Below are 26,993 nucleotides of genomic sequence, written 5' to 3' on the forward strand. Positions count from 1 at the left end.
ATCTCTTAGACCTTGAAGCGCGATAGCTCTTTATCTAGCTCAATGGTCTTATCCACGATTCCTTTGGCAATACGATCGAGTCCCTCGCCCACCTCTTTGGTGTCCTCAGAGAGCAGAACGATTCGACCCATCATCTCGATGAGCTCTTTGGTGCGTGTGGCAATAAGGGTGCTTTTCTGGACGACACTAGAAGAGGTCTCCATTGTATGATCAAGCTTTTCTCGCGTCTCATTGGCACTCTCAATCAGTGTAGAGGCTCGATTAGAGACCTCCATGATGTCACTGGAGGCATTTTTAATCTCCTCGCTCACATCATCAATGCTCTGCGTGATCACATTGGTGGTGGCACGAATCTCACTCAGGCTCTTTTGAGTGCGCTCGGCCAGCTTTCTCACCTCATCGGCCACCACGGCAAAGCCTCGGCCATGTTCCCCCGCTCTAGCCGCTTCAATGGCCGCGTTGAGCGCAAGAAGATTCGTCTGATCAGCGATATCGGCAATGACGGTGAGCACCTCTTTGATCTGATTGGCCTGAGCGATAAGGGAGTGAATTTTCTCCACCAGCTGCCCCTGATTAGAGCTGTCTCTAGCGATCATCTCAACCACTTCGGAGAGATGGGAAGCAAAGCCCTCTAAGGTTTTACGCGTCAAATCGAGGTCTTGGGTGGTGGAGACGGCATACTCCTCGGTGATATCAAGATTTCGGCCGATCTCTTTGGTGAGGGTCTCTATCGATTCAATGAAAGCGAGCTGCTCTTTAGAGTTCTTGGCCAAAACAGTGGAGTTTTTCTTTAGCTCATTACCCATATCAAGATTTTGCCCCGAGGTCTCTTTGGTGATGGCAACGGTGCTTTGAATCTTTTCGATAAAGGTGTTGATAAACTTGGAAGCTCGCCCCACCTCATCCTCGCTCTTGATTTTGAGGCGCTTCGTGAGATCCCCCTCTCCCATCGCCAAATCCGATGCCATAAGGATAAGGTTGTTGAGCGGAGTGATAAGCTCTTTGGTGAAAAATATCCAAAGACCAAGCATTCCAAAGACTACGGCCGTGATCATCGAAAGGAGAATCGAGCGTTTGGAGCTCATGATCTCATGGTCGGTCTCATTAAGAGAGAGCTCCAAGTCCATCACCCCAAGCACCTCTCCCTCTTTGGAAGTGGCATGACAGGAGAGGCAACTCTCATCCGCCTTGAGCGGTTTAAGGAGTCGGATGAGATGTTCATTGCCCTCATAGACCTCGTTGATCTCTTGATTCTTTTTTTCAAAGATTTGCTTGATTTCGGGCTTATTGGTAAAGGTGTCATTGAGCCCAAAAAAGGAGATCACCTCTTCGGATTTATAAACCTCTATAGATTTAACCCCATCAATTCCCTTGGCGTCATGAATCACACCTGCCACAATCTCTCGATCACCAAAGTTCATGCTGAGTCTTAGCGTCTGAAAAATCGAATCACTCAGCATCATAAGAGACTTGTTGGCATTTTTCTGGGACATTCGCTCATAATCATGCGAGAGAAAGAGGTAGAGCCCTAAGGTTCCAACGGAAAAAAAGACAAAAAGCGTGAAAATGGCCTTGGCACGAAAAGACTTCAGAAACACCCCCGACCCCTTATTGTGGCTAATTTCTTCGATTATATTATTATTTCTTTAAAATAATTTTTATATTGGCTATTTCAATAAAGAGAATTCCCTAGGAAGGGTTGATTCGATCTCATAACCCAGCAGAGCGATTTTTCTGGCGTGGAGGAGAATCCGCTTCGCATTCTTCCCTCCATAGAGTGTATCTCCGATAATGGGATGGTTGATGCTCGCTAAATGGACTCGAATCTGATGCGTTCGACCCGTCTTGATGATCACTTTGAGTTGGGTCTGCTTCCCCTCATAGGCCAAGGGCTCGATCTTGGTGTAGGCGCTCTCCCCCTCTTTAGAAATTTTGCTTTTAGCAAAATGCCCCTTAGTGGTGAGGATAGGCTTGGTGATCTCTCGCTCCTCAGGAATCATCCCCTCCACAATCGCTACATACTCTTTATAGACCTTCTGCGCCTTGAATTCCGCCTTGGCACTCTTTTGAAACTCGCTCCCCTCTTGGACAAGCAAAATCACCCCACTCGTCTCTTTGTCCAGTCGATGGAGGAGCGTCCACCCCTTCTCTTTGTGCTCTTTGAGAAGCTCCTCAGAAGCGATAAAAGGGGGTTTGTCAATCGCTAAAAGATTCTCATCTTGCATCAAAATTTTGGGCTTAGGCGCCTCTTGGATGGAGAATTTTGTCCCCAAAGGAAAAAGTCCGCGTGCGATCTTTACCTTCATCCCCCCCACGCTCACCATCCCTCGATCAATGAGAATTTTTGCCTCTCGGTGAGAGATTCTTTGTTGGTGGCTGAGTAACTTATAGGCTTTTTCCATCGATTTCACACTCCTTTTTATAGTGAAGAATCGCATCAAGTAGCGGCTTTGGTCCCATTTCACCCTTAACAAAAGAGCGAGGGAGAGCAGGCAGACGCTCTAGATACTCCAAGAGCTCGCGAGGCTCCATCAAATAATAACCCTCAATGTTTTCAAAGAGAGCAAACTGGTTATGGATGTGAATTCCGCTCAAAATTTTGCAACCAAAGTAGGCGGGCTCTAGCGGATTATGCCCCCCCACAGGAACAAATGCCCCACCCAAGATCACTCCCTCGGCTATGGCATAAAGATCGATAAGCTCTCCCATGGAATCGACTAAAGTCACCTCAGCACTCCACCACTGGCTCTGCTGGCTTCGCCGAATGATGCTTCGATTCTCCCGCGCACTCCATCGCTCTAGAAGCTTCCAAACCGAATCAAATCGCTCAGGGTGCCTAGGAACGATCGCTAGATAAAAGGGGTAGCTCAAAGAGGCCACCGCCTCAAGGATCATCTCCTCTTCGCCCTCGTGCGTACTCGCCGCCACGATAAGAGGCTTGGGAGGCTTGGGAAGGAGCTGCTTGGGAACAGGAGTGGAGAGGAGCTTTAGATTCCCCTTCACACTCACCTCTTTGGCGCCCAAAGCCAAGAGTCGCTCTCTATCCTCTTCTCTTTGGGCAAAAAGCTCATCGACCCACTCAAAAAGCCTCTCGTAAAAGAAGCGGAATCGAAGATAGCGAGGATAGGAGCGATCGGAGATTCGAGCGTTGAGGAGCATCGTTTTGGCTCCTTTTTTCTTAGCCGATTCAAAGAGTGAAAACCAGAGTTCCGCCTCCACCACCACCAAGCTCTTGCACCTAGGTGCCCAAAAACCCAAAAAGGGCTCAAAAGGCAAAAAGGTGACCCTCGCCCAAGGGTAGAGCCTCTTGGCCTCATCCAAGCCTGTCGCTGTGATGACGCTAAGGAGCACTCGCTCGCCCCGAAGCTCACGCATGAGGGGTTCTAGCGACTTCACCTCGCCCAAAGAGCAGGCGTGTATCCAAACATCACACTCTTTAATCCTAGGGTTTTTGAAAAGAAAAAAGCGCGCGGGGATAGAGCGACGGTATTTAGGTTTAGTGATAAGAAAGAGAAGAAAGGGGAGAGATAGAAGATACAAGAGGAGGGAAAGCCCCTTGTAAAATCCTCTAAAAAGAGGCTTTCCCATCCAATGATCTCTTAGGCTTGAATCTCAGCGTAGAGGATTCGGCCGCAGTGAGGGCAAGTGACAATATCTTCGCTCTTGATCACTTCGGCATAGATTTTATCATTGATTTTGATAAAGCACCCTCCGCAAGCCTGCTTTCGTACAGGAACAACGCTCGCGTTTTTCGCCCATTTACGGATCTTCTCATAGAAAGCGATGATCTTTTGATCCATCTTTACCACGAGCGCCTCTTTGGCCTTGAAGACCTTGGTGCGCTCCGCTTCAATCTCTTCAACTTGGCTCTGCACCGCCTGTTCAATGTTCTTTTGCTCTTCACTCAGGATAGAAATCTGCTCTTCATAGCCTTTGATCTCCTCCTCTTTGCTCTCTTTGAGCTTCTCTAGGCGCGCAATCTCTTCATTGGCAAAGGTGACCTGCTCTTTGGCAATCTCCTCTTCGAGGCTAAGCGCTTTCATCTCTTTCTCGGTCTTGATCGCTTTGCCCTTCTTGGCGATCTCTTCAAGTTTGCTGGAGAGCTCTTCAAGGTGGAGTTCATTCTTTTGAGTCTTTAGCTCAATGTCTCGCCTGTCATCCCCTAGGATGGCGATCTCTTTGGTGAGCTCCTCTTTTTTGGCGAGCACCTTATTGAGCTCCTCGCGGATTTTGGTGATTCTTGGCTCAAAAGAATCGATCTCTTTATCGATGTTGGCGATTTCGATCAAGTGGTTTAGATGTTTTTTCAAAACGGAAGCGAGAATCTCCCCGAAAAATCGCTCACTTTCATAATGCCCGATGTCAAAGAGGTTAATCCCTAGGCTCTTGGCAATCATCGCGTCATGATATTTGATGTCCCCTGTCAAGAGAGCATCGGCCTTGATGGAGGGAGCTAGAGAGCCTCCGCTTCCTGTGATGATGGCTCCGCGCTCCAAGTAGCGCTCTTGGCCCACTGTGGCGATTCTTTCTAATCCCAAGGCTCTTTTGAGATGAGAGGCGAGCTCATGGGTGCTCATCTTGAGAGGGAAATAGCCCACATATCCCTCCATCTCCACGCCCGAAAATCCCAAAACCTCCGAAGCGACATAACGCCCTAGATGCGTCTGGTCAAAGTTCGTGTGGAGAGCGATGAGGGAGAGATTCTTTTGGATGAGGGCTCTCAAAATATTGGCGGGGTACTCCTCCCAAAGAAGCGCCTTGAGGGGCTTAAAAAGAAGCGGGTGGTGAGTGATGAGGAGAGAGTGAGGGGGAAGCGATTCCACTAGCTTTAGTGTGGCCTCTAGCGCTACATAAATAGAGTTGACCTCCTCGCCCCCAGAGCCCACCAAAAGTCCACTGTTATCCCATGGTTCTTGGAGTGCAAGAGGAGAGATCTCCTCTAAAAACCCCAGAACCTCAGCGATTTTTGGCACGCGCTAGCCTCGCTTCTCGCTCCTCTTCTTGGCCCTTGTAGAGCTCCGCGCACCCTTTGGCAAGCTCTCGAATTTTGAGGATGTAGTTTTGTCGCTCCGTGGCTGAAATCGCCTTCCTAGCGTCAAGGACATTGAACATATGGCTTGATAGCATCGTCCAATCATACGCTGGCAGAGGCAGAAGCGCCTCAAGACAACGCTTTGATTCCCCTTGCGCCTCTTCAAAAAGAGTCAAGAGGCGCTGCGTATCCGCCACCTCAAAGTGGTATTTAGAAAACTCATACTCGCCCTCTAAGTGAACATCCGCATAGCTTACCCCTTGGCTCCACTCTATATCAAAGACATTCTCTACCTCTTGCAGATACATGGCTAGCCGCTCTGTCCCATAAGTGATCTCCACCGCCACAGGGTCGCAAGCGATTCCGCCAACCTGCTGAAAATAGGTGAACTGCGTCACCTCCATCCCATCGAGCCAAACCTCCCAGCCAAGCCCCCACGCACCGAGCGTTGGAGATTCCCAGTTGTCTTCTACAAACCGAATATCGTGCTCTTTGAGGTTGAGCCCAAGATATTCAAGGCTTTTGAGGTAGAGCTCTTGGATATTGTCGGGGCTAGGCTTGATGATCACCTGAAACTGGTAGTAGCTTCCTAGACGGTTGGGATTCTCACCATATCGACCATCGGTGGGACGGCGACTTGGAGCAACATAGGCGACACTCCACGGCTTAGAATCAAGACTCCTTAAAAGAGTCGCAGGGTGAAAAGTCCCCGCACCCGCAGGAATATCATAGGGTTGGACGATCAGACAACCTTGCTCTTTCCAGAATGTCTGGAGTTTTAGCAGAAGATCGGAGAATGTAATCATGGCTGGCCTTTATTTGAGATAATGGATATTGGGTTGTTTAGAAAAGAGAGGGTGAATGGGCAAAAACCAACCCTCCCAAGGGAATTCCTAAATGCTTTGCCACCACTTCGCACTTGACCTTAAAAAGCATAAAGAGGCGTGGATCTTTAGAATCTTCGAGCACCTCAAAATTCCCCATCCCCTTGGAGAGAATGAGATCAGCTTCATCATAAAGCCCCTGCGCCTCTTTGGTGGCAAGCGCATAGATAAACCCAGGACTTGGAACGCCGCTGTCCACCAAAGTGCAGAGCGATTCCATCTCGCATCCTTTGGCCTCCTCATAGGTGAGGTCGTTAATGATGGCTCGTCCTCTTGTGAAATAGTGAATGGAGGCTTGGGGATTGAGGCGCTTCATTTCGCCAAGAAGAACTCTATCAAAAATATTCTCCCCTGCATTATCGCCTAGATAGACGATTCGTTTGGCGCCTAAAAGCTGCTCATAAAAGAGCGCAATCGCCTCCTTGGCCCAAGGGGTCTCAAAGAGAGTCTTGGATTCCTCTTGGACACAAAAGCTCTCCTGTGCCCCATAATCAATCACATTTCCAAGCACCGCGATTTTGAGCGCCATCGCTAGGCGCTCGCAAGGAGAGAGCTCCTCAGGAATCTCACCCAAGCGCGCTACCATCTCTCTGGCAATCTTTATGGAGTGCGCCTTGATGGCGGCATAAGGATCGCTCTCATTAAGCATCTCTCCTATCCTCTCATACACCTCGACCGCTAAAAGCGGAGGTGTTCCTTCAGGGTCTAGAGAGTGGAGAATCGAAGCGACGCTTAGAACAACCCCTTTGGTCTCTTCTTCGTTCTTGCCTGCGATTTTGGCCGTAGCGTGCGCCTGTTTGAGCAGACAGATGAAACACTCACTCCTTGCCTTCACCCGCCCCCTTTGGACTGAGATCGGCCACTTTTCCCCACATGAGCTTGTATTTGCGCCTCATGAACTCAATCTCCTCTTGGGCGATTTTGAGCTGTTCACGGAGCGCTTGGATCGTTTTTTTGTCCTCATCGTAGACATCTTGCATCGAAAAGAGCGCCTCTTTGAGGAATTGATTCTCCCCTTTGAGAGAGCCTATCGACTCATCCTTGGCCTCTAGCACCTTTTCGTGCAGGCTTAGAATCGTCCCGATAGTCTTCTCCACAAAGGTGGTGTCTAAGGGAGCCGAGGCGGCAGAGATTACACTGGTTTCAACCTTAGAAATGACGGCGTTAGCGCCACTGGAAGCCTCAATGAGCGTCTTTCCCTCTTGGGTTTTGCTCCTAAGCGTTCCCTCTTTGGCCATCTCTTCCACGCGCTCGCGAGAGAGATTGGTCACACGACAAAACTCTTCGATCTCTAACCATGTATCCATCTTCTAACCCCCTCGCCCTCTGCTTGGTTGCTCTAGAGCAAAACCTCAATCTCTGCGGAATCAAGCTCCACATTTTTGGCCTTCATCACGCGATCCTCTTTGAGTTTGCCCGCTAGCTCATCATTGCCAAGGGCCAAAATCTGCATCGCCAAATAGGCACTATTCACTGCTCCTGTCTTTCCAATAGCGACTGTTCCCACGGGCATCCCTGAGGGCATTTGGACGGTGGAGAGTAGCGCATCCAATCCTCCAAGCGTCCCTCCGCCCATGGGCACACCAATCACGGGCTTGGTGGTCATAGAGGAGATGGCTCCCGCCAAGTGAGCCGCCATGCCCGCAGCAGCGATAAAGACTTTTGCTCCCCTGGCCTCAGCTTCCAGCACATACTCTTTGGTGCGCACAGGACTTCGGTGGGCGGAGCTGATGATCATCTCATAGGGAACATCAAATTTTTTGAAAATCTCCGCACACTCTCTCATCACCTCGGCATCGGACTTACTGCCCATTAGAATCGACACAAACTGCATGCTTAAACTACCTCCTCTTGGATTCTTAAGAAACTAAACGGCGGAAGAGCGCTTGGCAAACAGATCGCATTGGTGTTGCCGCTGTGGACCGCGGGGAGCTCTTTGCCACTCTCTGTCAAAATCTTGTCAAAGGAGATAAAGAATCGCCCCTCACGCTCATAAATCTCGCCGATCTCACTTTTAGAGGGTGAGACTCTAGCCCCTAATGGGACGACAATCTCATGCTCTTCGCTAGGCTTGATCGTGAATTTACAAAAGAAGGTGCGCCCATCCTCTCTCACCTCGCCACTCACCTGAAAACTTCCCTCGCTGATAGCGGTTTCGTGATTTTGGGTGTCTAGGCGCTGAAAAGGACGATGAATCAGGTAGCCATCGGTGAAGCCTCGATTCTTCAATGTATCAAGCTCCGCTCCATAAAGCTCACTCCTAAAGCAGCCCGCGTAAAAATCATCAATCGCTTTCCTGTAGGTGCGCGCGGTGATTCCTGCGTAGTAGTTGGATTTTGTCCGCCCCTCGATCTTGAGAGCACTGATCGCTCCTGTCTCTAGTATCTCTCCTATGTGAGAGGAGAGATTAAGGTCTTTGGCATTAAAGATGTGCGTCCCCACACCCTCTTCTTCTTCTAGACGGAGCATCACGCCCGTATCGGGATTCTTGACATAGTATTCATAATCAAAGCGGCAGTCATTGGCGCAACTCCCTCGATTAGGAACGCGGCCGTGTTGGAGAGCGCTAATGAGGCATCTTCCCGAAAAGGCAAAGCACATACTCCCATGGATGAAAATCTCAATCTCTAGATCGGGGAGAGCACGCTTGATCTCTTGGGCATCCTTGAGACTCATCTCCCTGGCTGCAACGATGCGTTTCACGCCCATCTCATAAAAGACCTCTGCGTCCATCACATTGAGCACATTGGCCTGAGTGGAGAGGTGCAAGGGGATTTGAGGGGCTACGCGCTTGGCCATCTTAATCACGCCAGGAGCAGCCACGATAAAGGCATCAGGCCCAAGCTCTGCCATTTGGGCAATGTGGCGCTCTAAAAGCTTTAGCTGAGAATTGAAAGGGAATCCGTTGATCGTCACATAGACGCGCTTCCCGCGCTCATGAGCGTAAGCAATCCCCTCTGAAAAGCTCTCAATATCAAACTCTTTACCAGAACGATTACGCAAGGAGAAGTGACTCACCCCTCCATAGACCGCATCCGCCCCATACTCTATGGCAATCTTCAGCTTTTCAAAATTGCCCGCGGGTGAGAGAAGTTCGGCTCTTTGGATCAACTGCTCTTCCCAAAAGAGGCGATGAGCGCCTCAATATCATCTTCATTCACCACATCTTCCGTGGAGGTGTCGCCATGGATATGAGTGGCAGAGGAGACGCGCTTTGTATCGTCCAGCTTGCCCTCAAAGAGGGAGTTCATGTATTTAGAGAGCGCTCGCATGACATTGATGACCCGTTCAATCTTTTGGCGATGAATATCTTGATACTGCATGATATCCATCGCACTCATTACCGCATCTCCCGCATTGAGCGAAGAGTTGATGATCGATTCAAGCCTAACATTGGCCTCTTCGATGTTCCCAAGTCCCACCTTGAACGCCTCAATCATAGGAAACTTCTCGTTGAGCTTCTCAAGCAACTCTTTTTGATTCTTGAGGAATTTCTTTAGCTCATTGGCGTCACTCTCGATGCTCATGGCTTCGTTGCTGACGTTCTCTAGCTTATCAAACACCTCATTGGCCTTCACCTCGGAATCACGAGTCACGTCATCGAGCTGATAGACCACTTTGTGGTCTTCGGTGGGGGGAGGGGGCGGCCACGCTCTATTGGCGGTCAGGCGATAACCTGAAGAATCGTACTCTTCCTCATCCGATTCTTCTAGCGCGAGGGGTTCCCCTTGTCCATCTGAAGGAGAGGTTAGCGCCCCCAAGTCGAGCTCATCGCTCACAAGGGGTGTCTCTTCATCAGTGCTGAACTCTTCGGACATCAACAGGGAATCTAGCTCTTCCTGTGTCATGGTGCTCTCCCGGGAGTGGCTTATTAAGAGCCCTCATTATAGAGGTTTTTTATTATATTTTAGATAAAACCTCACCGCTTCAGAGGGAGCTACAAAATTGTATAAAAAATAGGCAACCCCGCGTGGGGCTTCCAAAGGTTGCTGTGTTAAAATGCCCGCATCAGTTTACATTTTCGATAAGACAATCATCATCCCATTCAAGGAGAAAAGACATGGCTGATCAATCCAAAGTGAAAGAGTTTTTCCGTTTTTGTCAGGAAAATGAAGTGGAGTTTGTGGATTTCCGCTTCACCGACATCAAGGGAGTGTGGCATCATGTGAGCTACTCCATGGCCTCAATTGATGAGGAGAGCTTCAATGGTCTTCCTTTTGATGGTAGCTCCATCCCTGCATGGCAGCCCATCAACCGATCGGATATGCAACTCATCCCCGATCCTGTCTCCTACTTCCTCGACCCCTTCACAGCGGACACCACCGTGGTCGTATTCTGTGATGTTTGGGATATTTACAAAAATCAACCCTACGAGAAATGCCCCCGAAGTATCGCCAAAAAAGCGCTTAAATACCTCGAAAGCACTGGTCTTGGTGATGTAGCTTACTTTGGACCTGAGAATGAGTTTTTTGTATTTGACTCCATCAAAATCCAAGATTCCATCAACTGCCAATCCTACGAAGTGGATGTTGAAGAGGGTACATGGAACAGCAATCGCGCCTATGAGAATGGTTACAACCTCGGACACCGACCTGGAACCAAGGGTGGCTATTTCCCCGTTGCTCCCGTTGATTCTATGGTTGACATCCGCGCTGAAATGGTCAAAGTCCTCAATCAAGTCGGCCTAGAGACATTCGTGGTTCACCACGAAGTAGCCCAAGGGCAAGGCGAGATCGGAGTTCGATTTGGAGATCTCATCAAGGCTGCTGACAATGTCCAAAAGCTCAAATATGTTGTCAAGATGGTCGCTCACATGAATGGTAAAACCGCCACTTTCATGCCCAAGCCCCTCTATGGAGACAATGGTAGCGGTATGCACACCCACATCAGCATCTGGAACAAGGGCGAAAACACCTTCGCTGGCGATGCCTACCAAGGCCTAAGCGAAACCGCTCTTCACTTTGTAGGGGGCGTCCTCAACCATGCCAAGAGTGCGGCGGCTTTCACTAACGCCTCCACCAACTCCTACAAGCGACTTATCCCTGGCTTTGAAGCACCCAGCATTCTCACCTACTCCGCTCAAAACCGAAGCGCTAGCGTGAGAATCCCCTACGTTCAAGGCGCCAAAGCCAAGCGTGTTGAGTTCCGATTCCCCGATAGCTCGGCCAACCCCTACCTCGCTTTCTCAGCACTTCTTATGGCAGGAATCGATGGCATCCAGACCAAAGCCAACCCTGGAGAGCCTATGGAAATGGATCTCTTTGAGCTCTCTTTGGACGAAATCAGAGAGAAGGGAATCAAGCAGATGCCCCACACTTTGCGAAGCGCTGTTGAAAATATGCTCGCGGACAAAGATTATCTCAAAAAAGGCGATGTATTCTCTGAGGATTTCCTTCAAACCTATAAAGCCTATAAGTTTGAGACTGAAATTTGGCCATGGGAAGCAAGACCCCATCCTTTTGAGTTCATCTCTACCTACTCTTGCTAATTTTTCCCCTTTCACACCTTTTGACCCAAAGAGGCCTCTTCCTCCTCTTTGGGTATAATCCTCTGTTTTAACCTCCCTGTAACTTCACCCCTTAAAAAGGTCTTACCATGATGAAACCCGTTGCCCTTATCACTGGTGCCTCCTCTGGCTTTGGAGAGGCAAGCGCAAGGCTTTTGGCTCCTCACTATCGCTTGATTCTAGCGGCTCGCCGTCTTGAGAGACTCACTCATCTCCAAGAAGAGCTTCAAGCCCTCACCGAGGTCTATCCTCTGGAGCTGGATGTGCGCCATCAGGCGGATGTCTCTAAAGCGATCGATTCTCTTCCTGATTCCTTCTCTGCGATTGATCTTCTCATCAACAACGCAGGGCTAGCACTAGGGCTAGAGGGGGCATGGGAGTGCGATTTGGAGGATTGGGAGAGGATGGTGGACACCAATATTAAAGGGGTGCTCTATTGCACGCGCGCGATTCTTCCTCAGATGGTGGAGCGCAACTGCGGCTACATCATCAATATTGGCTCCATCGCGGGCAACTGGCCTTATGCAGGTGGAAACGTCTATGGAGCGACCAAAGCTTTCATCGAGCAGTTTTCACGCAATCTTCGATGCGACTTAGCAGGCAAGAGAATCAGGGTCACCACTCTTAAGCCCGGAATGGCGGAGAGCGAATTCTCTCTTGTGCGTTTCAAGGGCGATGAAGAGCGCGCCAAAAAGGTCTATGAAGGAATCGAGCCTCTCACTCCTGAAGATATTGCCGCGACCATTCTCTATCTAGTCTCGCTCCCTGAGCGGATTAATGTGAATGAAATTGAGGTGATGCCGCTTTGCCAAAGCTTTGGCCGCACGACCATCACCCCCGTGAAAGAGTGAATTAGAGCTGGAGCTTGAGCGCCTCATTATCCATGATGGAGATTCCTCGATCAAGAACAGTTCGCGCGATCTCTTGCGCCTCTTTGAGCGAGTGCATGCAGGCGGTGCCGCACTGGTAGATGTTGAGCTCAGGAATCTCCTCCTCGCTCTTTAGCGTCAGAATATCTTCCATTGATCTCCTCCATGCCTCCAGGACTCTAGCGTTCTTGGGCACCCCAATAAGACTCATGTAGAAGCCCGTTCGGCAACCCATGGGTGAAATATCGATAATCTCAATTCCTTCTCCATTGAGGTGCTCTCTCATGAATCCAGCGAAAAGATGCTCAAGCGTATGGATTCCTTTTTCGCTCAAAATCTCCTGATTGGGACGACAAAATCGAAGGTCAAAAACCGCGATCTCATCCCCTTTGGGGGTGGTCATAGTTTTGGCTAGCCGAACCGCAGGGGCGGGCATTTTGGTGTGATCCACTTTAAAGCTATCTAGTAATGGCATATTCTAGGCTCCTTTTTTGACGCGCATTATAGCGCAGGTAGCTCAAGGGTGAACTCCGCCCCGCCCGCGATGTTCCTCGCATGGATGGAGCCCCCCATCTCGCGTTCTAAAATACTTTTGACCATAAAAAGCGACAGCCCCACCCCTTCGCCCTGAAACTTGGTCGTCGAATAGGGCTGGAAGATCTTCTCCACCATCTCCTCATCAATTCCACCTGCATTATCACGAATGATGATGAGCGCCTTTTGCTTAAGGCGTCTTGTCTCCACTTCGATTCGCTTAGGCTCCGACCCCTCTTTGATTCCCTCAAACGCCTCAATTGAATTCTGAAAAAGACTCAGAAGATTTTGGATGAGCTCTTTTTTGTGCTGCATGAGCACAATCTCCTCCCCGCGAATCTCTTTTTGAATCTTCCCTGCCAAAAGAGAGTTCTCCAAGAAGGAGAAGGCTTCTCTTATCGCCTCTTGAAGCATGAAACGCTCTTTAGTCCGCTCTTTTTTAAAAAAGCTAGAGAATTTGGAGATGGTCTCTGAGAGAGAGTGGATGGAACGTTCCATTGAGTTTAGATACCCCAACCACTCTTTGGCGTTGCCACTCCCGCTCTCTAGTGAATCTTTGAGCAAAGCGATCTGAAGTCCAAGACCATTAAGGGGCTGTCGCCATTGATGGGCGATACTGCTTAGGAGCTCCGAAGTGGCCGTGTATTTTGACTGACTGATGGTGAGTCTAAAAAGGGCGTTGACCTCTTTAAGAATCAACTCCTTGGCGGTGAAAGCGGCTAAACCAAACGCCACTAGAATCATTGCCACCAAAAAGCCAAAACTCTGCCAAAAAAAACGGCTCGCCTCAAGCTCAATCGCCTTGGCGTCTAAAATAGCAATAATCTCAAGACCTTGTGAATTTTCCAAAAAAAGAATCAGGCGATCCCCCTTGGAGCTTCTCCCCTCGAGCCACCCTATTCCCTCGCTTAAGACACCTCTTTTGAGGCTCTCCCAGTTACCCTTCTCACCCAAAGGCTTGCCAAGCAGGGTCGCATCATAAGGATAGACCCCAATAACACTCTCCTTGGAATCGACAATATAGAGAGAGGAGTGCTCGCTCAGATTTTGCCTCATTGATCTCTCATTGAACCACTCCAAGCTCCCTCCCCCCATCAAAACCCAAGAATCCTCACCTTTAGCGGGCTCTAGCGGAAGGGCAAAAGGAATGATAGGGCGCTGATGATTAGAGGAGACCACCGCATCCCCTGAGACGAATCGTCCCTCTTTTTGAGCTTTTTTCATCACCGCCATCGCCTCTTGAGAGACTTTTTGAAGGGGCATAAGGGAGCAGATCAACTCTCCTTGAGCGTTGGCTACCCCTAGATTGACATAGGCAGAGGAGAGGGCTTTAAATTCACGCAAAAGCTCTCGACACTCAGGGTTTCTCGCCTCTTTAATCGCTTCGATCTTCGAGAGTAGCGTCATCTCTTTTTGGGCGGAAAAGAGCATCGTCTCATGTGCTTTGGCCAGCGTATCAACATAGAGCACCGTCTTTTCAACCACGCGATCTTTGGCGCTTTGGCGGGCGTTCCAATTTTTATAAAAATCGAGGGCAAAAAAGGGGAGGAAAGAGAAGAAGATAATCAGGGCAATGCGATTCTTGTAGCTGTTCAGCAACAACGAGACATTCATCCGCACGCCCTTTGAAGAAGAGGGGAAGAGAGGAGATTAGACCCTCGCCTCCTCCCTTTTTTGGAGATAGACCCATCTAGCATCGACCTCTTTTTGCCACTGCTCGATGATATGTTCATTCTCTTTTTTAAAGAGGTGTTTAAATCGTCCTTGAGCGGCAAGGTAGTCTCTCACAGGAACAATATTTTTAGGTCGATAGGTGATATTAAGCTCGGTGCCATTGATGATCTCATAAAGAGGGAAGACCAAAGAATCAACCGCCAAATCGCTCACTTCTACGGTCAAGTTGGACTCAAATTTCCACTCCGTGGTGCAAGCACTCATCGCATTGATAAAGGTAGGACCTTCGGTTTCAAGCGCCATTTTAAGTTTTTTGGCCATGTCCTTCCACTTGTTGGGAGCGACTTGCGCCACATAGGGAGCACCATGAGCAGCCATAATTTGGAGAATGTCTTTTTTCTTGTCTTTCTTTCCATAGCTCACACGACCCGCTGGGGTGGTGGTGGTACTCGCGCCAATAGGGGTCGAGCCGCTTCTTTGTCCTCCCGTGTTGGCGTAGACTTCGTTATCAAGACAGATATAAGTCATATTGTGACCGCGCTCAAAACAGCCGCTGATGTACTGAAACCCAATATCATAGGTCGAGCCATCTCCACCAAAGGCGACAAATTTGGGCTTTTTCTCGGAGTAGAGCTTGCCTTTGCGCTCCAGCGCCTTATACATCGCCTCGGCTCCTGCGACTGCGGTGGAGCTATTTTCAAAGCCAATGTGAATCCAAGGCACATCCCAAGAGGTGTAGGGGTAAACGGCGGTGCTCACTTCAAGACACCCTGTGGCGCTACTGAGAATCAAAGGATCGTCGGTGGCGTTGAGCACTTCGCGGACAATCATGCCGTGCGCACAACCAGGGCAAAGAAGGTGGGCTCCTTCGAAACGCTCCGCGGCTTTGGAGTATTGTTTAAGATTCTTAATCTCGTTCATTATCTTTCCTTGCTAGGGCTTAATTGAAGCCAAGTTTAGGTCCGCGAAGACCAATAAACTGCTGGGTGGGAACGGTGAGCTTGCCTGCATCGGCGTTTTGCTTCTGCTCTTTGTAGATCTGCAAAAGGTCTGACTGCTTCATATCGCGTCCGCCCAAGCCATAAATATAGTTGGTGAGGATAGGCCTTTTAGAGCCCTCGAATTGATAGAGAGCGGCGGCACACTCGTTAAAGAGCATTCCCATCGCTCCAGCAGGAAGACTTCGATCAAGGAAGGCCGCGGCTTTGCAATCTTTGAGTGCCTCAGCAATCATTTTGTAAGGAAAGGGGCGAAGCACGCGAAGTGAAACCACACCCGCTTTGATTCCCCCAGCTCTAGCCGCCTTAGCCGCGATTCTTGCCGATTCAACAGTGGTGCCAAGTGCGACGATAGCCACTTCAGCATCTTCCATGTCATACTCCTCAATCACCTTATACTCTCGCCCCGTAAGCTCCTTAAACTCTTTAAAGACCCGCTCAATCACAGGGAAAGCATTCATAAGGTCATTATGATGGCGTGCTTTGTGCTCGAAATGCCAGTCTTCTTCAGTTTGCGCCCCATAGGTGGCAGGCTTGCTGAAATCAAGCATAGGATTCTTGGGTTTATAGTCCCCAATAAAGGCATAAGCCTCATCATCTTGCAAGGGTCGCACGGTCTGTGCGGTGTGAGAACAGATGAATCCATCTTGATGCACCATCACAGGCAGTCTCACATCATAATCTTCAGCGATTTTAAACGCCATGAGATTGAAGTCGTAAGCCTCTTGAGGGTTATAGGTGCAGAGATTGACCCATCCTGCATCTCGACCCAAATACATATCAGAGTGATCACCATTCACGTTGAGAGGGGCAGCTAGAGCGCGATTCACAACATTCAGTACGATAGGAAGGCGCATCCCTGAAGCCTGATAGAGCACCTCCACCATGAGCGCAAAGCCCTGGGAGCTTGTCGCGGTGGCGACCCGACCTCCCGCTGCGGCTGCACCCACACAGCCACTCATGGCTGCGTGCTCTGATTCGACCATCACAAATTCACCATCAATGTAGCCATCCGCCAAGAAGCTACTGTAGTTCATCACAATAGGCGTGGAGGGCGTGATAGGATACGCCGCCACTACATCGATTCTCGCTTGTCTCATGGCGTGAGTCGCCGCCATGTTGCCATCCCACACCTCTATTTCGTGCAATTCCATCTTTTCTGCCATGGGGTATCCTTACTTTTTCTCTTCTTTTTTAGGCCAAGAAGCAAGGGCTGCCTCCTCGCTCTCGTGATCGTTAAACATCAAAAGGGACTTAGGGTTGGTGGGGCAGACGCTCACGCAAACACCACAGCCTTTGCAATGCACATAATCGACGCCTGTCATCTTCTCGCTTCTCACCAAAATTGAAGAATCGGGGCAGTAGAGCCAACAGAAGTAGCAGTGAATACAGCCCTCAGGATTGTAAACAGGCTTCTCTACGCGCCAGTGCGCTGTGCTTGCCGTGTAGGAGTTATCGGAGTTATAGTCTCTCTCTTCGGCGTGCTTTTCGACATTTTTCTCACCCTCTTTCTCAAAAGGAAAGAGTAGAGAACCAATTTCAAATTCATTCCAGCCTTTGTAGTTCACAATATCTCCTTACTTCACTTCATCATAGGCGCGCTTGATGGCGACCATGTTGGCATCAATCACTTTTTGGGGAAGCTTTTTGCCTAAGACTTTTTTGAAGGCGTTCAAAAAGAAGTCAAGCTCAAGCGCTCCAGAGACCTTGATGAAAGCGCCAAGCATCGGAGCATTAGGAATCGCTTTGCCCAAGGTGTCGAGCGAAATCTGAATACAGTCTAGCACATAGACCTCTTTGCCTGCCAAATCGGGCTTCTTAGCGAGGAGCTCCTCTTTGCTTAGGTGGGTGGTGATAATATATTTGGTGGAGGACTTTTCGTTGGCACAGATGTCGGTGATATAGGTTAAACCTGGATCAATCACCAAAACATAGTCGGGATTCATGAATTTTTCGTGGTTAAGAATCGCTTGATCATCGATTCGATTGTAGGCCGTCATGGCCGCCCCGCGCTTGGCCGAACCATAAAACGCAAACGCTTGAACCTCTTTGCCTGTTCCAGCGATCACGTCAGCCAAACCTTTTGCTCCCGTCACCGCGCCCTGACCAGCGCGGCTATGCCACCTTATTTCTAGCATTTCTCGGATTCTCCTAAATGTTTAAGCTAAAGCTTTTCAATTTTAGAGAAGCGGGACTTAAAACCCCCTTTGTTTTTCAAAAAGTAACGATTTTTCTTAAGCTTGAGTTACCCTTTGGATGTAGTAAACCGCCTCAAGCGCGTCTTTAGAGACATTAAGCGTGTATTTGCGTAACATCTCCTCTTCGGCATAGCCACTAAGCACTGCCACGCTCTTTATTCCCGCCTCTTGGGCCGCCAAAAGATCCAATGGGGTATCTCCCACCATCCAAGCACTCACTTCCTTGATTCCAATCTCGCTAAGCGCCTTAAATATGGGCTCTGGATGAGGCTTGGCATTCGTCACATCCTCGCGACCGACAATGCTTTTAAAGAAGTGGAGCACCTCAAAATACTCCAATAGCTCCCTAGAAAATCGTCCTGTTTTAGTCGTAACCACTCCAAGTGTTGCAAATTTACTCGCTTCAAGGATGGCTTCGCGCGCCTTAGGCAAAAGATTAGTCTTGGGCTTGGAAATAATCCGATAGTGCGCCTTGTAGTCAAGCACATGCTGAGTGATATTGACTTCGGGGACCCCAAGCCTCAAAAACATATCCTCTAAAGTGTGTCCAATGAGCTCTACTACCTTCCCTTGAGAGGGGATGGCTCCTCCGTTTTTCTCAAAGGCGACACAAAACCCCTCATAAACTGCTTCCGTCGAATCGATAAGTGTTCCATCTAGATCAAAAAGAATCACAGGGGTGTTTTGCATAAAGGCTCCTTAGTTTGAATTTTTCTCTCCCTAGCGATCACCCAGAGCACCAGCAAAAAGCCTGAGATCATTGCCAATGGATAGCTCAGCCAAATCCCCTGCAATCCGAAGAATCGAGGTAGTAGCTCCAGCCAAAAGAGGATGAAAACGAAATTATACGATAGCGAAATGACAAAGGAGACCAAAGAACGCCCGATGGATTGAAAAAAGACGGCACTAAGAATATTCAATCCCAAAAAAAGATAGCCCGCGTAGTAGATTCGCATCGCCTCCGCGCTCTCTTTTGCCAAAGGGGCGTCCAAAGGGAAAAAGAGCTCTGCTAAAAAAGGAGCAAAGCTCCATGACAGGGCGTAAAGCACGAATCCAAGGACAAGCGTGATCCCAAAAGAGAATCGAAAAACAGCCCTCACTCGATCATAAAATCCCGCCCCATGGTTGAAGCTTGCAATAGGTTGAAGCCCCTGCGAAGCAGCCACGAGTGCGGTCACCGCCATCACGCCAATGTAACTCACCGCGCCAAAGATCGCCACCCCCTCCTCTTTGGATATCTCCATGAGCTTGAGATTGAACAAAACCACCACAATTCCTGCGGCCGCCTCTGATAAAGCGGGAGCAACCCCATTGGCAAAAGCGCGAAAGACATAGGAGAATCGAAGCCTCAGCGAAGAAAAATAGATATTACCTCGCTTCAAGTAGAAGTGCCCCCCTAAAATCAAAAGCCCAATAAGATGCCCCAAAACCGTAGCTAGCGCCGCGCCAAAAAGCCCCCACGAAAAGATAAAGATAAAGAGATAATTGAGCACAATATTGCTCAAAGAGCCCACGACCATTGAGCTCATCGCCAAATAGGGCGCGCGGTCGTTGCGCACAAAAGCCTCTAGGAGTGGCTGCACCATCATAATAGGCGCAGCAAGAACAATCACCCCCAAATACTCCTTCACATAGGGTAGCAGCTTCTCTCCTGCCCCCAACCAAAGCGCCAAAGAATCGCGATAGGCAAAAAGCCCTAGGGCTAGCAATGAGGAGAGAAAGAGCATGAAAAGCGCCACCGAGCTAAAAATCTCTCTCGCCTCCTCATCATCCCCCCGCCCTAGCGCCATAGAGGCGAGAGCTGAGCCCCCGAAGCCAAAAAGAACCTCTAGGCTCATAAAGAGATAAAAGAGAGGGACACAGAGATTCACCGCCGCCAATCCCAAAGGTCCTACGCCACGCCCCACGAAAATTCCGTCAAAGAACACATAGGTGGAGAGGATGAAGAGCCCAAAGAGCGCAGGAAAAAAATAGGAGAAGAAGAGTTTAGGGATAGAATCGCGTGAAAGATCGATGGATGACATGAGAAAATACCTTTTGAATGATTGCCCAAAAAGAGAAGAGGGGGAGAGCGAGGAGAAAAAAGGAGAGGAGAGCCCCCTCCTTGGATAAGATTCTTATCTCTTGGAGAACTGGGGGCTTCTTCGCGCCTTTCGCTTTCCATATTTCTTTCGTTCGACCACTCTGGAATCTCGAGTCAAGAGGCCTTTGGGCTTAAGAATCGCTCTAAAGGCAATGTCATAAGCAGAAAGTGCCTTGGAGATTCCATGTCGCAAAGCCTCAGCCTGAGCAGAATATCCGCCGCCAAGTGTTACAGAGACGATATCGACGCTCTTCTCTTGTTTGGTAAGAAGAAGGGGTTGCATGACCTTCATTTTGATCGCTTCATGTCCGCCAAGCCAGTCATTGAGAGTGGTTCCATTGACGGTTAGCTTGCCGCTACCTGGGGTGAGCCATACTTTAGCGATCGCTGTTTTTCTTTTTCCGGTTGCATAAATCTTTGCCATTTCTCTCTATCCTTACTTCGTTACTTGTGCGGTATGGGGATGCTCAGCACCAGCATACACTTTGAGCTTTTTGAGCATCGCTCGACCTAGCTTGGTCTTGGGCAACATCCCTCTAGCCGCGAGTCGGAAAAGCTTCTCAGGATTCTTCTCCAAAAGCTCTTGAAGAGTTTGAGATTTAGTGCTACCGAAATAGCCAGAGTGCGTGAAGTACTCTTTCGCTTCGAGTTTCAAACCGCTGAAAACCACCTTGGATGCGTTGACGATAACGACGAAATCGCCGCAATCCACATGAGGGGTATAGTCAGGTCGGTGCTTGCCTCTAAGAAGAGTAGCCACTTGAGTCATGAGACGACCGAAAGTCTTGCCTTCGGCATCCAGCACGACCCATTCGCGCTTGATTTCATTAGCTTTCGCCATTTTTGTCATGTTCATGATTATGCCTCTTGGGTATATTTGCCTAGGCGAAGGAGAGCCTTGCCAAAACGTGGGGGAATTGTAGGGGAATTTGACTTTATTTAGACTTAAATTAAGGTTTTTCTAAAAATTAAATTTCAACTGGAAACTCTAGGGTTTTTTGAGAGGATTCTCAATCTTCCAGCCCCGCTCATAGTGCTTCTCCTGCTCTTCTAGGAGGCGTTTTTTGGGATCATCAAGCTCCCAAGCCTCATCAAACTTTTTTTTGATGATATCCTCAATCGATTCTTCGCTCTCGCCCACCACGCCATCAGACTCAAAAATCTCTCGAATCACCGCATAGAGCTGAATGTCTTGAGTGATAATCTCTAATGCCTTTTGACGATCGGTGATATACTCCTCATAGCTCTTTTGATACTCCTCTAGCCGCAATTGAATACGATCAAAGACACTATCGGCAAGATTTTGAGGCTCGATTCTCTCTCGCAGGATTTTTTGGGCTTTTTTGAGCTCCTCTTCATGCACCTGATGATCAAAATAGATCGCCACGGGCAAAATCACCATCAAGCGCTCGACCCCGATTCCAAGGGAGCGCGTCTGCCAGTAGAGAAAAAGACGAGAGAGAAGCGAATCCATTCCTAGTCTCGCAAGATTTCCGTGCCAATTCCCTCGCTAGTGAAAAGCTCCAAAAGAAGCGAGTGTTCGACACGACCATCGATGATGTGTGCCTTCTCTACGCCTCCTTTGACGCACTCCACGCAAGCGTCCACCTTGGGAATCATCCCGCCATTAATCACGCCTGAGCGCTTATTCTCCTCCACCTCGCTGAGTGTTAAGCTCTCCATCAAGCTCCCCTCGCCATCAAGCACTCCTTGGGTGTCGGTGAGAAAGATCACTTTGCGTGCTTTGATTGCCTTGGCAATCTCGCTCGCAGCCGTGTCGGCATTGATATTGTAGCCCGGATGTCCCGCCTCTTCGCCCTCGGCCACAGGCGCGATCACGGGAACAAAGCCCTTCTCAAGGAGGTTATAGATGATCTCTGCTTTCACCTCTTTGACTTCGCCCGTGTAGCCAAAGCGCCCTCCATCTTTAGGCTCGGCTCGTAGCAATGAAGAATCTTTGCCGCTGATTCCCACCGCCTTGACTCCGTGATGATTCAAAAAGGAGGTGATCTCTTTATTGATATCGCCGCTTAGCACCATCTCCACGATCTTCATTGAATCAATGCAGGTGATTCGATGCCCCTCCACAAACTTGCTCTCAATTCCTAGCTTTCCCAAAAGATCCGTGATCTTCTTGCCTCCGCCATGCACAATCACAGGCTTAATTCCGAGCATATAGAGGAGGACGATATCGATGGCAAACTGCTCTTTGAGCGTGGGATTAATCTGGGCGGCTCCCCCATATTTGATCACCATCGTGCTGCCGCTAAAGAGCTTGATATGAGGAAGAGAATCCAGGAGGATACTGACGATTTTGGAACGCTTTTGCATGATTTGACTCGCTTTGCTAAAGGGGCAATCCCCTTGTTATAAGCCCGACAAAAAGCCTTGAGAAGGGGGATTTTGCAGGGTAAATAGAGGGACTATTATAGCAGGTTTACAGGGGAATTGAGCCGCTCCCCTCAAAGAGGCTCTGGCGCTATCACCCCTTGGCAACTAGAGCCAAGCCCCGCGGTGCAAGCATAACAGTGCTCACCAAAAACCACACGGCGCTTTAGCGACTTTTGGATAAGCATCTCCTCTAGACTCTTCGCCCCTTGCGCCTCCAAAGAGAGCATCTGGTTAAAGTCGCAATCATAGATTCGCCCCTCATAGGAGACGGAGATTTGAGAGCGGCACATGAGGTGGGGGGTGGCGCTTGGATTGAAGTGGGTTCTAAGAAGCGTCTCATATTCTAGGAGCTCACCTGACCTCTCTAAAGAATCACGGAATCGTCCGATGGGAATATTGTTCATGCTCAAAAGCCGATGGAAGAAAATCTCCTCTTTTTCAAAGAGCTGCTCCTTGTAAAGGCGCTCTAGCTCCATCACCCTAGGGGGTAAAAAGGGACCGCTTGGATTGTAGACAAAATCGAGCTTCAAGTCGGGATTTTTCCCATAACCCAGCGCATTGAGCCGTTTGATCACTTCAATAGAATCTCCATAAACCCCCCTTCCTCGCACCCTATCCACCTCCTCCTCGCTCACCTCAGGAAGTGATGCGACGAGTTCGACTTTGTGTTTGGCATAAAACTCCGCCAAATGCTCCCATGGCGACTCTTTTAAAATCACCAAATTGGTGCGCACAATGAGGCGAGAGGCGACCTTGGATCCCTCATGGATGAGCCACTCAAAGTGCGGATTCATCTCAGGTGCTCCCCCTGTAATATCCAGCGTCTCAAAGCCGTGTCGAACAAAAAGCTCTAAAGCCTTTTTCATCACTTCTTGGCTCATCTGCTCCCTGCGGTTGGGCCCTGCTTCCACATGGCAGTGGCGACAGGCAAGGTTGCACACTTTGCCTAGATTGAGCTGCATGGTGTGGAGCTTTTGGGTCTCTTTCAAGGAATCAGAGATTCGCTCCCCAAAGGGAGTGGAATCGGAATAAGAGACCACCAAGGCTTCCTTGGGGGTGGCGGGATTTCCGCGCTCTATTCGCTCTCCATAGGAGAGAAAAGCAGGAGAATCCTCCCCCCAGATGGCGCGAAACTCTTTGATGAACGCCTCTGAATCGTAATTTAGCTCGATGGCATCAATGAATAGCCCCTCAAAATAGGTGCCATAGAGCCTTTGAAAAGGAGCTTTTTGAGTGGAGATGCGCGTAATAACTCCCGAACCAAGCGAGGGGAAATTGGGTAACCCCGCAGCCCCATTGTTGATCACCACGCCATGAGGAAGGGCTAGCAAAGCCGCCCCGCAAGTGTGCGAGGAGGCCAAAATGCTCACTTCATTCTCTTTGAGCCAATCCTCTAACTCCCTCTGTCGCTTGGGGTTTTGAAGATTCTCTTTGGAGCACATCCAGCCCGCTAGACTCTTTTCATCCCCATGCGTCACCGCCACCTTTTTGCCTCCGACCCAAAGCCCAATATTCTTAGCGCGTGCACCCAAACGCTCTTTATACCCCCTCAAAGAAGAATCGACCCTCTCGCGCAACCTTTCATGAATCGCATTCGCCCACTTAACCGTAAGCGAGGAGGTCCAAGAAGGATAGAAGCAGCCACACCCTGCCTCACTCTTCTCTTGGCGCGCCAGCTCCACTTCAACATTGCCATTGAGCAGAATATAGTCGGCGATTCCCTCTTCGATTCTCACAAATGACTCAACGCTTGCATCAAACCAGTGAATGTCTCCATTAAACACCACCAGAGCCTCAGGCTCAACAAGGGATTTAAGGGCTTGAAGCGCCTGAAAATTCCCATAAAGCCCTCCGACCACATAGAGCGTCTCACACGAGGGCGATTCTTCCCAAGAAAATTGAAGAGCGTAGTCGCTAGGACAGTACTCCATCATCGATTTTTCCAAAGCGAAGGGAGCCAATAGGCAATCACGCAGAGAATCAGTCCATAAAAATTGACCCCCAAAAGCATCGCCGAATCTCCCTCTCCGATCTTAAGAAACTCAGGCAATCCCCCCAGCACTAGCCAGATTCCAAGGGCAATACCCAGCCAAAAGCTCAAATGAAATCCAAGAGGCGTAGGACGAATCCAGCCATGCAGCATGAACACTGGCGCTAGCCCGATCACCATCGTCCCGCTAATCGTGGTCGCTTTTAAAATATCCGTCCCCAAGAACATAGGAATATTCCCAAAAATCGCAAAAATGACCATGGCGATCATCCCCACCCCAATAGCCTTAGCGCCTAGATTCTTCCCTAAAAGCTCTGCCAAATCCCTGCCCACAAGCTTAGAGAGACTAGAGAAGGTCGAATCAAGAGTCGATCCCGCCGCAATCACCATGACGACAGTCATCACTAAAAGCGCCCCCGTCCCCATCGAACCCGCTAGTGCGGCTGGAACATTTCCGCTGGCTGTAAGCCCGATAAGCTTGGCATGAATCCCTACAAAACTAAAAAGCACGATGGCGATAAATCCTAAAATCCCCGAAATCACAAACGCCCTCAACATCGTCTTTTCTTCACAGATGAACCCTCGATCCGTGAGCACGGGATCATGAAAAGGGTAACTAAAGAGCTGAAGCGCGGCCACAAGGAGCAGATCGACTCCCGCCTCCAATCTCCAATCCCCTGTGCCAAGAAGAGTGGGGAGAGTGTTTTGAGGCAAAATATCACCCATCACCCAGGCTAGGAGCAGGATAAAGATGAGCGCCTGCGCGACATCCGTCATGATAGAGCCTCTAAGTCCTCCCCTTAGAGAGTAAAGGAGTGTGATGAGTGTGAAAAGAAGCGCGGCGATGATGAATCCTTGGCTCCCGCTTGCCCCATAATAACCCCCCACTACCGCTGTGTTGCTCCAAACCTCATTAAAGAGGCGAATAAGAATCGCGGCACTGAAAGCAAATGCAGCCCACTGCCCATAGTGGGTCGTCAAAAATTCGACCAGCCCTCTAGCGCCAAACTTGGTGCGCAGGCGATAGATGGCTAGCCCAGCGATGGGAATGCAAAGCCAATAAGTTGCATAGGCGATTCCACCCACAATCCCATACTTCGCACCCAAGTTGGCCGCATTGGTGATGGACTTAGCAAAAATCCAACTAATAAAAATACTGCTTGTAAGCAGGGGCATAGAGATGCTTTTTCCAAGGGCACTCTCGCCATTGAAAAAGCTTCCAATGGTTTGCGCGCGCGGAGAGAGGAGATACATGACGATTCCATAAATCGCCAAGAATCCCCAAAAATAGAGACCGTAGTGTTCCATTGAGTGAATTTCCTTTTTGATTGAGTCCGCTTGAGGATAAAAGGGTGTTTTCTAAACCTAGAAACTAAAGCAAAGAGAGCAAAGATCGCCCCTATGCCCTTAAAGATGGTGTATTATAGACAAATCCAATTCCTAAAATCAATCGAAATCCAAAAGGAGTCTCATGAAAATAGCGATTTTAGATGCCCTCACCCTGGGGGGATGCGACCTAGAATCTCTCTCTAAGTGGGGTGAGTTGACCCTCTATCCCACCACCTCCAAAGAGGAGCGCCTAGCGCACTCTCAAGGCCAGACGATTCTCATCACCAACAAGGTGGTGCTAGATGAAGAGATTCTCTCTCAGCTTCCCGACCTCAAGCTCATTTGCATCTCCGCCACAGGGATGAACAATGTGGATCTTGCCTACGCAAAAAAGAGAGGAATCGCCGTCAAAAATGTCGCGGGCTACTCCACTAGCGGCGTAGCTCAGCACACCCTGCTCCTTGTCCTTGCGCTCCTAGGGAAGCTCCCCTACTATCACCAATACACTCAAAAAGGAGCATGGATGGAGAGCCCCATTTTCACCCATTTGGATGAGGAGATGCATGAATTGAAGGGGAAGAAATGGGGAATCATCGGCATGGGAGCCATCGGGCAAAGGGTCGCTAAGCTCGCCACTGCCTTTGGAGCGATTCCTTCCTACCACTCCACTAGCGGCGCCAACACTCACCAGCCCTATCCTGCACTCACCCTAGAGGCGATTCTTGAAGAATCGGACATTCTCACCATTCATGCTCCTTTGAATGAAAAAACGCATCACCTGCTGAATGAATCGCGCCTCAAAAGGGTTAAAAGGGGGGCGATTCTAATCAATGTAGGGCGCGGAGGAATCGTGGATGAAGAGGCGCTTTCTCGTCTCATGCTGGAAAGGAATCTTTGGGTGGGACTCGATGTGCTAGAGAGCGAACCGATGCAAAAAAATCACCCCCTCCAAAATCCAGCACTAAAGGAGCGTCTCATCATTACTCCTCACATCGCTTGGGGCTACAAGGAGAGTCGAGAACGCCTCATAAAAGGCGTGGAGCAAAATATCCAAGAGGCCTTAAGGGAGGGTCTTCTCTAGGCGACTCGTTCGCGTATCACCGGGGAGTCGATAATAGATCGCCTCCCGCCCCTCATAGAGAATCTCCACCTCCCTTTTTTCCCCGTTTTTGAGCGTCAAACTCACCCCTTTTTGATAGAAGAGAATCTCTCCTATGCTCCGACCAACAGGAGGGAAAAAGGCAAGAAGCGCAAAAAAAATCATTGCAAGGTAGGCCCCCCTAAAGAGATTGGATAAAGGCGCGTAAAGGAGGAGATATCCCACAAAAAAAGAGGAGAGGAGATAGCCCCAGCCATTAAGAGTGTAGGCGAAATAGGGATTGAAATATTCATGGATTCCGTGATATTTGAGGTAGCTCTCCATCACCCCCGCCAAAAGAATCGCCGTAGGAATGAGCGCGAAAAGCAGTCCAAAAAAGAGCACCGAAAAGAGTTTGGCCATTGCA

General features: G+C 49.4%; 28 protein-coding genes. 3 read left to right on the plus strand and 25 right to left on the minus strand.

Annotation, left to right across the window (positions count from 1 at the left end):
- Window positions 1-5: 5 nt before the first annotated feature.
- The 10 genes from WS_RS11260 to WS_RS10020 form a co-directional block, all read right to left on the minus strand.
- Window positions 6-1,598: a methyl-accepting chemotaxis protein gene (locus tag WS_RS11260; RefSeq protein ID WP_011139894.1), complete on the minus strand. Its 1,593-nt coding sequence runs from the start codon at window positions 1,596-1,598 to the stop codon at window positions 6-8.
- 69 nt (window positions 1,599-1,667) lie between these two features.
- Window positions 1,668-2,402: a pseudouridine synthase family protein gene (locus tag WS_RS09980; RefSeq protein WP_011139895.1), complete on the minus strand. Its 735-nt coding sequence runs from the start codon at window positions 2,400-2,402 to the stop codon at window positions 1,668-1,670.
- Window positions 2,386-3,588, minus strand: coding sequence for a lipid IV(A) 3-deoxy-D-manno-octulosonic acid transferase (gene waaA, locus WS_RS09985; protein WP_011139896.1), 1,203 nt, complete (start codon window positions 3,586-3,588; stop codon window positions 2,386-2,388). The genes WS_RS09980 and waaA overlap by 17 nt, the downstream gene beginning before the upstream one ends.
- An 11-nt stretch (window positions 3,589-3,599) precedes the next feature.
- Complete coding sequence (locus WS_RS10890; RefSeq protein WP_011139897.1) at window positions 3,600-4,973, minus strand: Nif3-like dinuclear metal center hexameric protein; 1,374 nt, start codon at window positions 4,971-4,973, stop codon at window positions 3,600-3,602.
- Window positions 4,957-5,838, minus strand: a complete 882-nt coding sequence (gene glyQ, locus WS_RS09995) for a glycine--tRNA ligase subunit alpha (RefSeq protein WP_011139898.1) — start codon at window positions 5,836-5,838, stop codon at window positions 4,957-4,959. Before glyQ ends, WS_RS10890 begins: the two co-directional genes overlap by 17 nt.
- Before the next feature lie 37 nt (window positions 5,839-5,875).
- Window positions 5,876-6,751 carry a damage-control phosphatase ARMT1 family protein gene (locus tag WS_RS10000; protein WP_011139899.1) on the minus strand — a complete coding sequence of 292 codons (876 nt, stop codon included), beginning with the start codon at window positions 6,749-6,751 and terminating at the stop codon, window positions 5,876-5,878.
- Window positions 6,735-7,223, minus strand: a complete 489-nt coding sequence (locus WS_RS10005; RefSeq protein ID WP_011139900.1) for a DUF3972 domain-containing protein — start codon at window positions 7,221-7,223, stop codon at window positions 6,735-6,737. Before WS_RS10005 ends, WS_RS10000 begins: the two co-directional genes overlap by 17 nt.
- Before the next feature lie 32 nt (window positions 7,224-7,255).
- Complete coding sequence (purE, locus tag WS_RS10010) at window positions 7,256-7,750, minus strand: 5-(carboxyamino)imidazole ribonucleotide mutase (RefSeq protein ID WP_011139901.1); 495 nt, start codon at window positions 7,748-7,750, stop codon at window positions 7,256-7,258.
- A 2-nt stretch (window positions 7,751-7,752) separates the two neighbouring features.
- The gene (locus WS_RS10015; RefSeq protein WP_041572261.1) at window positions 7,753-9,024 is read right to left on the minus strand and encodes a peptidase U32 family protein; all 1,272 of its coding nucleotides are present in this window, start codon (window positions 9,022-9,024) and stop codon (window positions 7,753-7,755) included.
- Window positions 9,024-9,764: a hypothetical protein gene (locus tag WS_RS10020; protein ID WP_011139903.1), complete on the minus strand. Its 741-nt coding sequence runs from the start codon at window positions 9,762-9,764 to the stop codon at window positions 9,024-9,026. Before WS_RS10020 ends, WS_RS10015 begins: the two co-directional genes overlap by 1 nt.
- 212 nt (window positions 9,765-9,976) lie before the next feature.
- Between WS_RS10020 and glnA the strand changes: the two genes are divergently transcribed.
- Window positions 9,977-11,404: a type I glutamate--ammonia ligase gene (glnA, locus tag WS_RS10025; RefSeq protein WP_049770685.1), complete on the plus strand. Its 1,428-nt coding sequence runs from the start codon at window positions 9,977-9,979 to the stop codon at window positions 11,402-11,404.
- Window positions 11,405-11,511: 107 nt separating this feature from the next.
- Window positions 11,512-12,273, plus strand: a complete 762-nt coding sequence (locus WS_RS10030) for an SDR family oxidoreductase (RefSeq protein WP_011139905.1) — start codon at window positions 11,512-11,514, stop codon at window positions 12,271-12,273.
- A gap of 1 nt (window position 12,274) precedes the next feature.
- Here WS_RS10030 and luxS read toward each other — a convergent pair whose 3' ends face one another.
- From luxS to WS_RS10100, 14 genes are all read right to left on the minus strand, one after another.
- On the minus strand, window positions 12,275-12,766 hold the full coding sequence (gene luxS / locus WS_RS10035) for an S-ribosylhomocysteine lyase (RefSeq protein ID WP_011139906.1): 492 nt from the start codon (window positions 12,764-12,766) through the stop codon (window positions 12,275-12,277).
- A 26-nt stretch (window positions 12,767-12,792) separates the two neighbouring features.
- Entirely contained in the window at window positions 12,793-14,439 is a 1,647-nt protein-coding gene (locus tag WS_RS10040; RefSeq protein ID WP_011139907.1) for a sensor histidine kinase, read from the minus strand.
- 36 nt (window positions 14,440-14,475) lie between these two features.
- The gene (locus WS_RS10045; protein WP_011139908.1) at window positions 14,476-15,420 is read right to left on the minus strand and encodes a thiamine pyrophosphate-dependent enzyme; all 945 of its coding nucleotides are present in this window, start codon (window positions 15,418-15,420) and stop codon (window positions 14,476-14,478) included.
- Between the two features lie 19 nt (window positions 15,421-15,439).
- Window positions 15,440-16,663 (minus strand): 2-oxoacid:ferredoxin oxidoreductase subunit alpha, encoded by a 1,224-nt coding sequence (locus tag WS_RS10050; protein ID WP_011139909.1) that lies wholly within the window; start codon window positions 16,661-16,663, stop codon window positions 15,440-15,442.
- A 9-nt stretch (window positions 16,664-16,672) separates the two neighbouring features.
- A complete protein-coding gene (locus WS_RS10055) occupies window positions 16,673-17,065 on the minus strand; it encodes a 4Fe-4S dicluster-binding protein (RefSeq protein WP_011139910.1) in 393 nt (130 codons plus the stop codon).
- A 9-nt stretch (window positions 17,066-17,074) separates the two neighbouring features.
- Window positions 17,075-17,635, minus strand: coding sequence for a pyruvate flavodoxin oxidoreductase subunit gamma (locus tag WS_RS10060; RefSeq protein WP_011139911.1), 561 nt, complete (start codon window positions 17,633-17,635; stop codon window positions 17,075-17,077).
- A 96-nt stretch (window positions 17,636-17,731) separates the two neighbouring features.
- Window positions 17,732-18,385 (minus strand): HAD family hydrolase, encoded by a 654-nt coding sequence (locus tag WS_RS10065; protein WP_011139912.1) that lies wholly within the window; start codon window positions 18,383-18,385, stop codon window positions 17,732-17,734.
- Entirely contained in the window at window positions 18,367-19,719 is a 1,353-nt protein-coding gene (locus WS_RS10070; RefSeq protein WP_041571928.1) for an MATE family efflux transporter, read from the minus strand. Before WS_RS10070 ends, WS_RS10065 begins: the two co-directional genes overlap by 19 nt.
- A gap of 93 nt (window positions 19,720-19,812) precedes the next feature.
- On the minus strand, window positions 19,813-20,202 hold the full coding sequence (gene rpsI / locus WS_RS10075) for a 30S ribosomal protein S9 (RefSeq protein ID WP_011139914.1): 390 nt from the start codon (window positions 20,200-20,202) through the stop codon (window positions 19,813-19,815).
- A 12-nt stretch (window positions 20,203-20,214) separates the two neighbouring features.
- The gene (gene rplM / locus WS_RS10080) at window positions 20,215-20,628 is read right to left on the minus strand and encodes a 50S ribosomal protein L13 (RefSeq protein WP_129545409.1); all 414 of its coding nucleotides are present in this window, start codon (window positions 20,626-20,628) and stop codon (window positions 20,215-20,217) included.
- A 138-nt stretch (window positions 20,629-20,766) separates the two neighbouring features.
- A complete protein-coding gene (locus WS_RS10085) occupies window positions 20,767-21,252 on the minus strand; it encodes a hypothetical protein (RefSeq protein WP_011139916.1) in 486 nt (161 codons plus the stop codon).
- Window positions 21,253-21,254: 2 nt separating this feature from the next.
- Window positions 21,255-22,109, minus strand: coding sequence for an acetylglutamate kinase (gene argB, locus WS_RS10090; protein WP_011139917.1), 855 nt, complete (start codon window positions 22,107-22,109; stop codon window positions 21,255-21,257).
- Between the two features lie 131 nt (window positions 22,110-22,240).
- On the minus strand, window positions 22,241-24,103 hold the full coding sequence (arsS, locus tag WS_RS10095) for an arsenosugar biosynthesis radical SAM (seleno)protein ArsS (RefSeq protein WP_232013723.1): 1,863 nt from the start codon (window positions 24,101-24,103) through the stop codon (window positions 22,241-22,243).
- The gene (locus WS_RS10100; RefSeq protein ID WP_011139919.1) at window positions 24,100-25,467 is read right to left on the minus strand and encodes an SLC5/6 family protein; all 1,368 of its coding nucleotides are present in this window, start codon (window positions 25,465-25,467) and stop codon (window positions 24,100-24,102) included. The genes arsS and WS_RS10100 overlap by 4 nt, the downstream gene beginning before the upstream one ends.
- Window positions 25,468-25,630: 163 nt before the next feature.
- Between WS_RS10100 and WS_RS10105 the strand changes: the two genes are divergently transcribed.
- Window positions 25,631-26,569 carry a D-2-hydroxyacid dehydrogenase gene (locus WS_RS10105; RefSeq protein WP_011139920.1) on the plus strand — a complete coding sequence of 313 codons (939 nt, stop codon included), beginning with the start codon at window positions 25,631-25,633 and terminating at the stop codon, window positions 26,567-26,569.
- Here the strand turns inward: WS_RS10105 and WS_RS10110 are convergent.
- The gene (locus tag WS_RS10110; RefSeq protein ID WP_011139921.1) at window positions 26,549-26,989 is read right to left on the minus strand and encodes a hypothetical protein; all 441 of its coding nucleotides are present in this window, start codon (window positions 26,987-26,989) and stop codon (window positions 26,549-26,551) included. The genes WS_RS10105 and WS_RS10110 overlap by 21 nt on opposite strands.
- Window positions 26,990-26,993: the final 4 nt, after the last annotated feature.

This window comes from Wolinella succinogenes DSM 1740, assembly GCF_000196135.1.
GTDB lineage: Bacteria > Campylobacterota > Campylobacteria > Campylobacterales > Helicobacteraceae > Wolinella > Wolinella succinogenes.

Coding starts and splice junctions, on each gene's coding strand:
- WS_RS09980 (WP_011139895.1), bottom strand. CDS start 2,402: ATGGAAAAAGCCTATAAGTTACTCAGCCACCAACAAAGAATCTCTCAC.
- waaA (WP_011139896.1), bottom strand. CDS start 3,588: ATGGGAAAGCCTCTTTTTAGAGGATTTTACAAGGGGCTTTCCCTCCTC.
- glyQ (WP_011139898.1), bottom strand. CDS start 5,838: ATGATTACATTCTCCGATCTTCTGCTAAAACTCCAGACATTCTGGAAA.
- WS_RS10005 (WP_011139900.1), bottom strand. CDS start 7,223: ATGGATACATGGTTAGAGATCGAAGAGTTTTGTCGTGTGACCAATCTC.
- purE (WP_011139901.1), bottom strand. CDS start 7,750: ATGCAGTTTGTGTCGATTCTAATGGGCAGTAAGTCCGATGCCGAGGTG.
- WS_RS10020 (WP_011139903.1), bottom strand. CDS start 9,764: ATGACACAGGAAGAGCTAGATTCCCTGTTGATGTCCGAAGAGTTCAGC.
- glnA (WP_049770685.1), top strand. CDS start 9,977: ATGGCTGATCAATCCAAAGTGAAAGAGTTTTTCCGTTTTTGTCAGGAA.
- WS_RS10030 (WP_011139905.1), top strand. CDS start 11,512: ATGATGAAACCCGTTGCCCTTATCACTGGTGCCTCCTCTGGCTTTGGA.
- luxS (WP_011139906.1), bottom strand. CDS start 12,766: ATGCCATTACTAGATAGCTTTAAAGTGGATCACACCAAAATGCCCGCC.
- WS_RS10040 (WP_011139907.1), bottom strand. CDS start 14,439: ATGAATGTCTCGTTGTTGCTGAACAGCTACAAGAATCGCATTGCCCTG.
- WS_RS10045 (WP_011139908.1), bottom strand. CDS start 15,420: ATGAACGAGATTAAGAATCTTAAACAATACTCCAAAGCCGCGGAGCGT.
- WS_RS10050 (WP_011139909.1), bottom strand. CDS start 16,663: ATGGCAGAAAAGATGGAATTGCACGAAATAGAGGTGTGGGATGGCAAC.
- WS_RS10060 (WP_011139911.1), bottom strand. CDS start 17,635: ATGCTAGAAATAAGGTGGCATAGCCGCGCTGGTCAGGGCGCGGTGACG.
- WS_RS10065 (WP_011139912.1), bottom strand. CDS start 18,385: ATGCAAAACACCCCTGTGATTCTTTTTGATCTAGATGGAACACTTATC.
- WS_RS10070 (WP_041571928.1), bottom strand. CDS start 19,719: ATGTCATCCATCGATCTTTCACGCGATTCTATCCCTAAACTCTTCTTC.
- rpsI (WP_011139914.1), bottom strand. CDS start 20,202: ATGGCAAAGATTTATGCAACCGGAAAAAGAAAAACAGCGATCGCTAAA.
- rplM (WP_129545409.1), bottom strand. CDS start 20,628: ATGACAAAAATGGCGAAAGCTAATGAAATCAAGCGCGAATGGGTCGTG.
- WS_RS10085 (WP_011139916.1), bottom strand. CDS start 21,252: ATGGATTCGCTTCTCTCTCGTCTTTTTCTCTACTGGCAGACGCGCTCC.
- argB (WP_011139917.1), bottom strand. CDS start 22,109: ATGCAAAAGCGTTCCAAAATCGTCAGTATCCTCCTGGATTCTCTTCCT.
- arsS (WP_232013723.1), bottom strand. CDS start 24,103: ATGATGGAGTACTGTCCTAGCGACTACGCTCTTCAATTTTCTTGGGAA.
- WS_RS10100 (WP_011139919.1), bottom strand. CDS start 25,467: ATGGAACACTACGGTCTCTATTTTTGGGGATTCTTGGCGATTTATGGA.
- WS_RS10105 (WP_011139920.1), top strand. CDS start 25,631: ATGAAAATAGCGATTTTAGATGCCCTCACCCTGGGGGGATGCGACCTA.
- WS_RS10110 (WP_011139921.1), bottom strand. CDS start 26,989: ATGGCCAAACTCTTTTCGGTGCTCTTTTTTGGACTGCTTTTCGCGCTC.